Source organism: Streptomyces sp. PL-29, from assembly GCF_058344425.1.
Genome location: NZ_CP136996.1, coordinates 1,050,903 through 1,062,500 on the forward strand (window position 1 = coordinate 1,050,903; position 11,598 = coordinate 1,062,500).

The window sequence follows — 11,598 nt, forward strand, 5'->3', positions numbered from 1 at the left end:
CCTACGCGGCCTCCCCCACCAGCGGCAACGGGTCGGACGGCGCCAGATCCGGGTCGTCCACCCGGAAGGTCCGCACCCGGCCGGGCTCCGACCCGGGCTGTTCGAACCGGACGGTGACCCGCCCCACCCCGCTGCCCTGGACCCACCCCGGCCCGTACAGCACGTGGCGTACGTCGCTTCCGGCCGCCCAGCGGCGCTCGGGAGCCTCTTGCTGCTCCGCGGGCGCCGGCGGCCCCTCCTGTGGCTTCTCGTCCCCTCCGGCGGCCTCCGGCTCGGTTCCCCCGGCCGCACCGCCCGTACCGTCCACCTCGGCCGCCACCTGAGGCTCGGCCGCGAGCGACTGGGCGAAGAGGTCCTCCTGCGTGTAGTCCGCCAGGCCGGTCACCCCCACCCCCAGCAACCGCACGCCTCCCGTGGTGTCCACCGCCTCCAGCAGCCGCGCGGCGGCCTCCCGCACCACCGCCGCGTCGTCCGTGGGGCCGCGCAGCGTCTCGGACCGCGTCAGCGTGGAGAAGTCGTAGCGCCGCACCTTGAGCACGATCGTGCGCCCCGAGTGCCCGGAGCCCCGCAGCCGCTGCACGCACCGGTCGGCGAGTCGCTGCACCTCGCCCCGGATCCGCACCCGGTCGTGCAGATCCACGTCGAAGGTGTCCTCGACCGACACCGACTTGGCGTCCCGCTCCGCGACCACCGGCCGGTCGTCCAGGCCCAGCGCCATCCGGTACAGCCCCGTGCCGTGCGCGCGCCCGAGCATCCGGACCAACTCGTCCTCCCCGGCCTCCGCCAGGTCCCCCACCGTGGTGATCCCGGCGCGGCGCAGGTGCTCCCCGGTGGCCGGCCCCACCCCCGGCAGAGTCCGCACCGGCATCGGAGCGAGCAGTTCCCGCTCGGTCCCGGGCTCGATCAGCAGCAGCCCCGCGGGCTTGGCCTCCTCCGAGGCGACCTTGGCCAGCATCTTCGACCCGGCCAGCCCCACGGACCCGCTGAGCCCGGTGGCGGCGGTGATGCCGGCCCGCAGCCGCTCGCCCGTCGCCCGCGCCGAGTGCGAGTCGAAGGCCGCCCCGCCCGCCTCCAGGTCCACGAAGGCCTCGTCCAGGCTGAGCGGCTCCACCAGCGGCGACAGTTCCCGCAGCATGGCCATGACCACGTCGCTGACCTGCCGGTAGAGCGTGAACCGCGGGATCAGGTAGGCGCCGTTCGGGCAGAGCCGCCTGGCCTGCGCCGTGGGCATCGCCGAATGCACCCCGAACCGTCGGGCCTCGTAGGAGGCGGTGGCGACGACCCCCCGTGGTCCGAGCCCTCCGACGATGACGGCCTTGCCGCGCAGGCTCGGCTTCGACGCCTGCTCGACGGAGGCGTAGAAGGCGTCCATGTCCAGATGCAGGATGGTCGGGGCGGCTCTCACGGCACCGATGCTGCCCTACGCCACTGACATTCCCGCGGCCCGGGCAGGCCGGCTCAGCCGGCTCGGTTGCGACGGGCGGCCAGCTCGTCCGCCGGGTGGTGCCGGACCAGGGTCTCGCCGGTGTCCACCCGCTCCCCGTGCAGCTGTGACAGGGCGTTGCGCACGTCGCGCCACACCACCCCCACGGCGATGCCGAAGACGCCCTGCCCACCCTGGAGGAGACTCACGACCTGGTCCGGCGAGGTGCACTCGTACACCGTGGCGCCGTCGCTCATCAGCGTCATCCGCTCAAGGTCGGCGAGGCCGCGGTCGTGCAGATGCTGCACCGCCGTGCGGATGTTCTGCAGCGCCACACCGGTGTCCAGGAAACGCTTGACGATCTTGAGTACCACGACGTCGCGGAAGCTGTAGAGGCGCTGCGTTCCGGAGCCGTAGGCGGCCCGCACGCTGGGCTCCACCAGCCCGGTGCGCGCCCAGTAGTCGAGCTGCCGATAGGTGATGCCGGCCGCGGCGCACGCCGTGGGTCCGCGGTAGCCGACCTGCTCGGGCGCCGGGTCGCCGTCCGGCGAACCGACCGGCGTCGACTCCGGCTGGCGGCGCGCGGGTCCGGCCGCACCACCGTGCAGCGGGTACGGCCCGGTGCCACTCCGTACGGGGGTGCCCCCGGTCGTACCGTCGCCCGTGATCCTCACGCCGACCCTCCGTCCTTGACCTGCCCACCTCGAAGGTAGGCAGTCACCAGGGGTGCGTCAACGATCGCCACACTCGGCACGCCGAGTGATAATCACCCTGAGAGTGGTTTCCCGTATCCGATTGCGGGGAAAGGCTACTCGAATGGGGTGATGGCGCGGCGTGGAGGACGCGGCGGCGACTCACTGTTGGCCGGTACCGAAGTCCTCGGGCGAGATCTGGTCGAGGAACTCGCGGAACTTCTCCACCTCGTCCTCCTGCTCGTCCGGAATGGCGATTCCGGCGTCGTCCAGCACGCCGTCACTGCCGTAGATCGGTGTCCCCGTCCGCAGGGCGAGGGCTATGGCGTCGGAAGGCCGCGCGCTCACCTCGACCCCGCTGGCGAAGACGAGCTCCGCGTAGAAGACGCCCTCCCGCAGATCCGTGATCCGGACCTCGGTGAGCTCCTCACCGACCGCCTCCAGCACGTCCTTGAACAGGTCGTGCGTCAGCGGCCGGGCAGGGGCCATACCCTGCTGGGCGAAGGCAATGGCCGTCGCCTCTCCCGGACCGATCCAGATGGGGAGGTACCGGTCGCCTCCCACTTCACGCAGGAGCACGATCGGTTGGTTGGAGGGCATTTCCACCCGGACACCCACAACGTCGAGCTCGTTCACACAGCAACCCTAGGACCTGCCCGGCAGGTTTGGGTAGTCGGGGCTCCACCTCGGCCGCCGCGCTCAGCGCAACCGGACCCCGAGGGCCGTCTGCACCAAGGCCTCGTGCAGCCGTACGGAGAGCCCCGCGAGCTCTTTCACCGTGGCCTGTGCGTGGGCCCTGGTCTGCGGGTTGCGGTGTCGGCGCAAGGGTGCGACGACCTGCTCCACCAGCCCCGCCTCCCGGTCGGCGGCCGCCTTCATCGCGCGCAGGTGGCGCGGCTCCAGGCCGAAACGCCCCAGGTCGGCCACGAGCCGGGCCACGGTGAGCGCGTCGGCGTCGAACCCGCCGCCCGGCGCCTCGGCGAGGAGCCCGTACGACTCCCACTCGGCGAGCTGCTCCTCGTCCACGCCCACGGCCTCCAGGAGCTCGGCCCGCCCCACCCGGGCGGCGGGAGGCTCCTCCTGCCCCGTCTCGCCGTACAGGGCGGCGGGGTCCGACGGATCGGCGCAGTCGCCGTGCGCCGCCGGTGCCGGGATGCGGACCTGCTCCCCGCGTGCAAGGGCGTCGAGCTGCTCGCGGATGACTTTCAGCGGCAGGTAGTGATCACGCTGCAGGCGCAGGATGCGGGCGAGGCGCTCCACGTCCTCCGTGCTGAACTTGCGGTACCCGGAAGGTGTACGCCGGGGTTCGACCAGCCCCTCCGCCTCCAGGAAACGGATCTTCGAGATCGTGACTTCGGGGAACTCGTCACGCAGCGTGGTGAGCACCGTGCCGATGCTCACCAGCCGCCCGGCCGAGCCGGCGGTGCCGTTCCCGGCGCCGCCTGTCGGGTTGCGCAGCATGGGACCTTCCCTCGGGTGCCCCCGGACCGGGTCCGGGGGAGGGTCAGACGCCCCGCAGGCTCGCGTAGAAGACCAGCCGGTACTTGCCGATCTGCACCTCGTCGCCGTTGTGCAGGGCGACGGAGTCGATGGGTTCACGGTTGACGTACGTGCCGTTGAGGCTGCCGACATCGGCCACGGTGAAGCCGCCGTCCTGACTCCTGCGGAATTCGACGTGCCGCCGGGAGACGGTGACGTCGTCCAGGAAGATGTCGCTCTGCGGGTGCCGGCCGGCCGTCGTCAGTTCGCCATCCAGCAGGAAGCGGCTGCCGGAGTTGGGTCCGCGCCGCACGATGAGCAGGGCGGAACCGGGCGGCAGCGCCTCCACCGCGGCCTGGGCCTCGGGGGACAGCGAGGACGACACGTGCGTCTGTCCCGACACCTCGGCCTCGTAGGCCTCGAGGCCGGAGATCGAGATGGTGGACGTGGTCTCCGAAGCGCGCTCCGGCGTCAGGCCCGCCCGCAGCGGCGCTCCGCAGTTGGAGCAGAACCGGCTGGCCGCATCGCTGCGGTGTCCGCACCTGCTGCAAACCTGCTCGGCCGACATGGACGGCTCCTCGCGCCGCGGCTGCCCCGCGGAGGCATTGGTGGCGTACGGGTCGGGGGCAAACCCTCCACCCGCACTTGAGGTTGATGGTTCACCGAAACCTATGCGGCCGGTACCGGCAGGGTCAACAGACGACGCGCCGGGGGCACCCGGAACTTCGCCCGCGCCGGCGACCTCGTCGCGGAACAGCGGCCGGTCACCCTGCCCTTCCGCGCCCCCGGCGCGGTGCCTGGCCGCGCCGCTCTCCTCGCGGTTCTTCTTGCCGAACAACTTCTCAAACAACTTCACGGGCGATTCCCCTTGACTGAAACAGACCCGCCCGTGGGGCAGGACGAACTCCGCATGCAGACACCTGCCGACCCGGACATTCTCACAACGTCCGTAACCACCAGACAGTTTCCACCACGCACCGCAACTTCGGTGCGGCGACCCCCCGCAGGCATCAGCCTGCGTGAGCCGCTCCACCTTCCACTCCGCTCCACCTTCACCCCGATGACGACCGAGCGTAGTCAGGCTGCTTCGCAGCCCGCAAGGCGTCCACAACGATCTTCGCCGACCGTGTGACGGCGACCGTGGCCTGCTCCTTCTCCAGCGTCTGGACGACACCGCCCGGGATGTTGAGCGCCGGCTCCAGATCCTGGGGCTTCCCGATCACCTTGAACTCATAGGGTTGTGTGATCTTCTTGCCGTCGATCCCGACCCCACCGTTCTCGTCCGAGAAGTACGAGCCTGCCACGATGCGCACCCCGTTGATCTGGATAGCCTCGGCCCCGGCGGCCCGCAGCTCCTGGAGCGTGTCCAGCAGCTGGTCGGGCCGCACCTGGCCGGTGGGATCGGTGATCCTGAGTGTGATGCCCGGCCCCTGGGCTGCCACCGTACCGGCCAGGATGCCGAGTTGACGCTCCTTCTCCGCGGTCTGCCTGCGGGCCTCCTCCGCCTGGTTGGAGCTGCTCTCCAGCTCCCGGCGCTGGTCTTCCAGTCGCTGCTTCTCGTCCTCCAACCGCTTGGTCCGCCCGTCCAGCTCGTCGAGGATGCGTACCAGGTCCTCCTGCCGCGCCCCGCGCAGCGCGCTGGAGTCGCTGTTCGACCGGACCTGGATGGCCAGACCCAGTCCGAGGACGAACAGCAGCAGCGCAACGATCAGTTGGGCCCGGCTGACCCTCGGAGGCCACAAGCCGGCCGCCAGCCGCTGCCGGCCGGTCTCCTCGGGCACCGGCTCGGCCTGTGCCTTTCCCTGTTGAAGAGGCCGTTCCGGGACGTTCGGTTCCTCGGCGGGGGTGTCGTTCGCGTTCATGTCGATCACGCCCGGAACACGTGGCGGCGAATGGCCGCGGCGTTGGAGAAGATGCGGATGCCGAGCACGACCACGACTCCGGTGGACAGCTGCGAGCCGACGCCCAGCTTGTCGCCGAGGAAGACGATCAGTGCGGCCACGACGACGTTCGACAGGAACGACACCACGAAGACCTTGTCGACGAAGATGCCGTCGAGCATGGCGCGCAGACCCCCGAACACCGCGTCGAGGGCCGCCACCACGGCGATGGGCAGATAAGGCTCCACCACGGCCGGTACCTCGGGCCGGACCAGAAGTCCGACCACCACTCCGGCCAAGAGGCCCAGTACCGCGATCACGATGCACCCTTCTGCTGCTCTACTGCTGTGGCTGTGCGGACGATCAGGCTCGAAGCGGCCGGAAGCCGCAGTTCGTCGGCTGGGGACAGGGTGTAGCGGATGCCGTAGCTCTCCTGCAGCACGTGCAGGTACTGGCCGTCCGCCGAGTCCTGGAAGGCCGGGCCGAGTCGCTGCTTGTCCCCCACCGCCAGTACTTCGTACGGCGGTACCAGCGGCCGGTTGTCGACCAGTATGGCGTCGCCCGCGGCCCTGATCGCCGACAGCTCCGTCAGCCGCTGCCCGTTGATGGAGACCGCCTCCGCACCGGACTGCCACAGTCCGTTGACGATCTTCTGCATGTCACGGTCGCGGACCCGGCCGGTGTCGGAGAATCCGCTGCTCTCGCGCGGCTTCCCGCCGCCGCCCGTGGAGGAGCCCTTGGCGTCGTCCACCACCAGTCTGATCCCCGGCCCGCGGACCTCGGTGGCGCCGGCCAGCTGGGAGACGAGCTCGCCCTGGCTCCCGCCGGGCTGTTTGAGGGCCGCACGCTGACGTGCGGCGACATCGGTCCTGAGCCGGTCGATGTTCTGTTCCAGGGCGTCGGCGCGCTCGTCGGCCCGCTGCACCCGGTCGATCAGCTCCTGGCGCTCCTTGGCGAGCACCGGCGCGTCAAGGCGCGCCTCGGCCGCGCCGAGCGTGACGACCATCGCGGCGACCACGAGTCCGGCGGCGAGCCCCAGCTTGGCCTTGAGGGTGCGGGGCAGGCCGGCCGTGCCGTCCGCTCGGCGCCGGGCGGTCGCCTCGGCGTAGCCCTCGTCGAGGCTGTGGTCCATCACGTGCGTCAGCAGCGACATGGAGGCGTCGGGGCGCGCAGGCGCAGGGGACGCCGGAGTCCGGTGGGGGGGCGGCTGCGACATGCCGCACATCGTCGCATGTCGGCGCCGCACACACCCAATGCGTCCGTCCGGTGGGCAGGGCCGGGCCTCCCGCCCCCGCCCACCGGACTTCCGTTCAGGTCATCGACCGCCGGGCGCTCAGTGCCCGGCGCCGTCCACCACGCCCGCCCATTCTTCGAGCAGCGCCTGCGCGGAGGCGTCGTCGGGGCCTTCGGCCCACAGGTGCGTCACGGCCTCTGCCGGGTCCGGCAGCACCAGCGCCCACCGTCCGTCGGCCTCCACCACCCGCACCCCGTCGGTGGTGTCCACCTGCCGGTCTCCGGCCGCTTCCACGACCCGTCGCATGACGAGCCCCTTCACCGCCCACGGCGTCGGCACATCCCGCTTGAGTACGTGCGCCCGCGGGATCCGGGCGTCGATCTGGCTCAGTGTGAGCTGGGTGCGCGCCACCAGGCCGAGCAGTTGCACGAACGCCGCCGAGCCGTCGAAGACGCTGCTGAACTCCGGAACGATGAAGCCGCCCCGGCCGTCTCCGCCGAAGATCGTGTTCTCGGCCCGCCCGACGCGGGTCAGGTCGTCGGGCGAGGTCGTCGTCCACTCCACCTGTGTTCCGTGGTAGGCCGCCACCTGCTCGGCGACCCGCGTCGTGGTCACCGGCAGCGCGACCTTGCCGCTGCGCTTCTCGGCGGCCACCAGGTCGAGCATGACCAGCAGCGCCCGGTCGTCCTCGATGATCCGCCCTCGCTCGTCCACGAGCGAGATGCGCTCGCCCACCGGATCGAACCGTACGCCGAAGGCCGCCCGTGCCGAGGCCACGATCTCGCCCAGTCTCACCAGGCCCGCCCGCCGGGATTCGGCACTCTCCGTCGGCCTGGACTCGTCGAGACCGGGGTTGATCGTCAGGGCGTCCACCCCGAGCCGGCCGAGGAGGCTCGGCATGACGAGTCCGGCGCTGCCGTTGGTGGCGTCGACGACCACCTTGAGTCCGGCGTCGGCGATCCCGGTGGTGTCCACCCGCCGCAGCAGCGAGCCCGTGTAGCCGTCGAAGACGCTGCCCGGGAACTGCAGGTCGCCGATCTCGCCGGGGAACGCCCGCCGGTACTCCTGGCGCGCGTACACGCGGTCTAGCTTGCGCTGCTGCTGGAGCGAGAGGTCCGCTCCCCGTTCGTCGAGGAACATGATGTCGACGGAGTCCGGTACTCCGGGGGAGGTCCGCAGGACGATCCCGCCGGCGCTGCCTCGCGCGGTCTGCTGCCGGGCCACGGGCAGCGGTACGTTCTCCAGGTCGCGTACGTTGATCGCGCTGGCCTGGAGTGCCGAGATCACGGCCCGTTTGAGCGCTCGGGCGCCACGGGAGTGGTCGCGGGCCGTGGTGACGATCGCGCCCTTCTTCAGCGTGGTGGCGTAGGCACCGGCGAGGCGGACCACCAGCTCGGGGGTGATCTCGACGTTCAGGATTCCGGAGACACCGCGCGCGCCGAAGAGGTGGGCCTGTCCACGTGACTCCCAGATGACGGACGTGTTGACGAAGGCACCGGCTTCGATCGTCTTGAAGGGGTAGACGCGTACGTTCCCCTGGACGATCGATTCCTCACCGACGAGGCACTCGTCGCCGATGACGGCGCCGTCCTCGATCCGTGCCGCGCGCATGATGTCGGTGTTCTTGCCGATCACGCAGCCACGGAGGTTGCTGTGGGGCCCGATGTACACGTTGTCGTGGACGACGGCCCGGTGCAGGAAGGCACCGCTCTTGACGACGACGTTCGACCCGATGACGGTGTGCTCACGGATCTCCACACCGGCTTCGATCTTTGCGTAGTCCCCGATGTAGAGCGGTCCGCGCAGCACGGCCTCCGGGCTGACCTCGGCTCCTTCGGCGACCCACACGCCGGGCGAGATCTCGAAGCCGTCCATCTCGACCTCGACCTTGCCCTCGAGCACGTCGGCCTGCGCCTTGACGTAGCTCTCGTGCGTGCCCACGTCCTCCCAGTAGCCCTCGGCCACGTAGCCGTAGATCGGCCGGCCTTCCTTCATCAGCTGAGGGAAGACGTCGCTGGACCAGTCGACCGAGACATCGGCCTCGACGTAGTCGAAGACCTCGGGCTCCATGACGTAGATGCCGGTGTTCACGGTGTCCGAGAACACCTGGCCCCAGGTCGGCTTCTCCAGGAAGCGCTCGACCTTGCCTTCCTCGTCCACGATCGTGATGCCGAATTCCAGCGGGTTCGGCACCCGGGTGAGGCAGACCGTGACCAGTGCGCCCTTCTCCTTGTGGAAGCGGATCAGGTCGGTGAGGTCGAAGTCGGTCAGCGCATCGCCGGAAATGACGACGAAGGCGTCATCCTTCAAGGCCTCCTCGGCGTTCTTCACGCTGCCGGCGGTCCCGAGTGGCTTTTCCTCGTTGGCATAGGTGAGCTCCATCCCGAGCTCTTCGCCGTCCCCGAAGTAGTTCTTGACGAGCGAGGCCAGGAACTGCACGGTGACCACGGTCTCGCTGAGCCCGTGCCGCTTGAGCAGCCTGAGTACGTGCTCCATGATCGGGCGGTTCGCCACCGGCAGGAGCGGCTTGGGCATGCTCGAGGTCATGGGACGAAGGCGTGTGCCCTCGCCACCGGCCATCACGACGGCCTTCATGTCGGAAGAGTCCTCCTTGAGAGATGACAGTCGTGCCGACTCTCACCCGCCTCGTTCGGTGACTTCGCGACTCCTCCGCGTCATCCGGCGTCGGACGGGCTCAATCGGCCGTGGCGTCAGCCTTCACCAGACGGCGGACTTGAACCACGTAAAGGATTCCTGCCCACCAATAGAGGGTTGTACCCCATCCCGCGAACGCCCATCCGAAAACTGAGGCCAACCAGGCCAACCAGCCGCTTCCGTCACTGAGCAGGAGCAGCGGGAAGGCGTACATCAGGTTGAAGGTCGCGGCCTTGCCGAGGAAGTTGACCTGCGGCGGCGGATATCCGTGGCGGCGCAGGATCCACACCATGACCAGCAACATCAGCTCACGTGCGAGGAGCGCTCCGGTGAGCCACAGTGGCAGGATCTCGCGATAGGTCAGACCGAACAGCGTCGACAGGATGTAGAGGCGGTCCGCGGCGGGATCCAGCAGCCGGCCGAGCTTGCTGATCTGGTTCCAGCGCCGGGCGAGCTTCCCGTCGAGATAGTCGCTGACTCCACTGAGCATGAGGACGGCCAGCGCCCACCCGTCGTACTCCGCGAGGATCAGCCACAGGAACAGGGGCACGCCGGCCAGGCGGGCCATGCTCAGGATGTTGGGAATGGTGAAAATTCGGTCAGTCTGAACCCGAGTCTCCTGGACCTCCACCCGGGGGCCTCCACTGTGACGGTAGAAAACGGTCGTTCGATGCCCCCTGACCCTACAGGAGGCGACGATGGTGTCTGGAACGCGGAAAAGCCCCGTACCAGAAGGTACGGGGCTTCCCCACAAAAATTGTTCGGCGGCGTCCTACTCTCCCACAGGGTCCCCCCTGCAGTACCATCGGCGCTGAAAGGCTTAGCTTCCGGGTTCGGAATGTAACCGGGCGTTTCCCTAACGCTATGACCACCGAAACACTATGAAATTTAGAACGCTGGCATGTAATCACAGCCGTTCGTTATTTCAGAACTAACACAGTGGACGCGAGCAACTGAGGACAAGCCCTCGGCCTATTAGTACCAGTCAGCTCCACCCGTTACCGGGCTTCCACATCTGGCCTATCAACCCAGTCGTCTACTGGGAGCCTTACCCTCTCAAGGAGGTGGGAATACTCATCTTGAAGCAGGCTTCCCGCTTAGATGCTTTCAGCGGTTATCCCTCCCGAACGTAGCCAACCAGCCATGCCCTTGGCAGGACAACTGGCACACCAGAGGTTCGTCCGTCCCGGTCCTCTCGTACTAGGGACAGCCCTTCTCAATATTCCTACGCGCACAGCGGATAGGGACCGAACTGTCTCACGACGTTCTAAACCCAGCTCGCGTACCGCTTTAATGGGCGAACAGCCCAACCCTTGGGACCGACTCCAGCCCCAGGATGCGACGAGCCGACATCGAGGTGCCAAACCATCCCGTCGATATGGACTCTTGGGGAAGATCAGCCTGTTATCCCCGGGGTACCTTTTATCCGTTGAGCGACGGCGCTTCCACAAGCCACCGCCGGATCACTAGTCCCGACTTTCGTCCCTGCTCGACCCGTCGGTCTCACAGTCAAGCTCCCTTGTGCACTTACACTCAACACCTGATTGCCAACCAGGCTGAGGGAACCTTTGGGCGCCTCCGTTACCCTTTGGGAGGCAACCGCCCCAGTTAAACTACCCATCAGACACTGTCCCTGATCCGGATCACGGACCGAGGTTAGACATCCAGCACGACCAGAGTGGTATTTCAACGGCGACTCCACACCAACTGGCGTTGATGCTTCAAAGTCTCCCACCTATCCTACACAAGCCGAACCGAACACCAATATCAAACTGTAGTAAAGGTCCCGGGGTCTTTCCGTCCTGCTGCGCGAAACGAGCATCTTTACTCGTAGTGCAATTTCACCGGGCCTATGGTTGAGACAGTCGAGAAGTCGTTACGCCATTCGTGCAGGTCGGAACTTACCCGACAAGGAATTTCGCTACCTTAGGATGGTTATAGTTACCACCGCCGTTTACTGGCGCTTAAGTTCTCAGCTTCGCAACCCCGAAAGGTCACTAACCGGTCCCCTTAACGTTCCAGCACCGGGCAGGCGTCAGTCCGTATACATCGCCTTACGGCTTCGCACGGACCTGTGTTTTTAGTAAACAGTCGCTTCTCGCTGGTCTCTGCGGCCACCCCCAGCTCAGAGTGCAAGACTCATCACCAGGAATGGCCCCCTTCTCCCGAAGTTACGGGGGCATTTTGCCGAGTTCCTTAACCATAGTTCACCCGAACGCCTCGGTATTCTCTACC

10 protein-coding genes and 2 rRNA genes (1 of these 12 cut by a window edge) are annotated in these 11,598 nt (G+C 68.1%); all 12 read right to left on the reverse strand.

What is annotated here, in order from left to right:
• Position 1 precedes the first annotated feature (1 nt).
• The gene (locus R4Z63_RS04760; protein ID WP_037929273.1) at positions 2 to 1,405 is read right to left on the reverse strand and encodes a DNA polymerase IV; all 1,404 of its coding nucleotides are present in this window, start codon (positions 1,403 to 1,405) and stop codon (positions 2 to 4) included.
• A gap of 53 nt (positions 1,406 to 1,458) precedes the next feature.
• Positions 1,459 to 2,097, reverse strand: coding sequence for a MerR family transcriptional regulator (locus tag R4Z63_RS04765; protein ID WP_384451850.1), 639 nt, complete (start codon positions 2,095 to 2,097; stop codon positions 1,459 to 1,461).
• A 180-nt stretch (positions 2,098 to 2,277) separates the two neighbouring features.
• Positions 2,278 to 2,751 (reverse strand): bifunctional nuclease family protein, encoded by a 474-nt coding sequence (locus tag R4Z63_RS04770; protein WP_037929290.1) that lies wholly within the window; start codon positions 2,749 to 2,751, stop codon positions 2,278 to 2,280.
• A gap of 63 nt (positions 2,752 to 2,814) precedes the next feature.
• Positions 2,815 to 3,576, reverse strand: a complete 762-nt coding sequence (gene ftsR / locus R4Z63_RS04775) for a transcriptional regulator FtsR (protein WP_384451846.1) — start codon at positions 3,574 to 3,576, stop codon at positions 2,815 to 2,817.
• A gap of 43 nt (positions 3,577 to 3,619) precedes the next feature.
• Complete coding sequence (locus tag R4Z63_RS04780) at positions 3,620 to 4,558, reverse strand: FHA domain-containing protein (RefSeq protein WP_201773420.1); 939 nt, start codon at positions 4,556 to 4,558, stop codon at positions 3,620 to 3,622.
• Between the two features lie 88 nt (positions 4,559 to 4,646).
• Positions 4,647 to 5,456 (reverse strand): DUF881 domain-containing protein, encoded by an 810-nt coding sequence (locus tag R4Z63_RS04785; protein ID WP_384451843.1) that lies wholly within the window; start codon positions 5,454 to 5,456, stop codon positions 4,647 to 4,649.
• A 5-nt stretch (positions 5,457 to 5,461) separates the two neighbouring features.
• A complete protein-coding gene (locus tag R4Z63_RS04790; RefSeq protein WP_007262894.1) occupies positions 5,462 to 5,794 on the reverse strand; it encodes a small basic family protein in 333 nt (110 codons plus the stop codon).
• Positions 5,791 to 6,699 (reverse strand): DUF881 domain-containing protein, encoded by a 909-nt coding sequence (locus R4Z63_RS04795; RefSeq protein ID WP_078557092.1) that lies wholly within the window; start codon positions 6,697 to 6,699, stop codon positions 5,791 to 5,793. The genes R4Z63_RS04790 and R4Z63_RS04795 overlap by 4 nt, the downstream gene beginning before the upstream one ends.
• Before the next feature lie 108 nt (positions 6,700 to 6,807).
• Complete coding sequence (locus tag R4Z63_RS04800) at positions 6,808 to 9,303, reverse strand: mannose-1-phosphate guanyltransferase (RefSeq protein WP_037929301.1); 2,496 nt, start codon at positions 9,301 to 9,303, stop codon at positions 6,808 to 6,810.
• A 100-nt stretch (positions 9,304 to 9,403) separates the two neighbouring features.
• The gene (gene clsA / locus R4Z63_RS04805) at positions 9,404 to 9,994 is read right to left on the reverse strand and encodes a cardiolipin synthase ClsA (protein WP_031149849.1); all 591 of its coding nucleotides are present in this window, start codon (positions 9,992 to 9,994) and stop codon (positions 9,404 to 9,406) included.
• Between the two features lie 128 nt (positions 9,995 to 10,122).
• Positions 10,123 to 10,239, reverse strand: a 5S ribosomal RNA gene (gene rrf, locus R4Z63_RS04810).
• A 79-nt stretch (positions 10,240 to 10,318) separates the two neighbouring features.
• Positions 10,319 to 11,598, reverse strand: a 23S ribosomal RNA gene (locus R4Z63_RS04815); it runs 1,837 nt beyond the window's last position.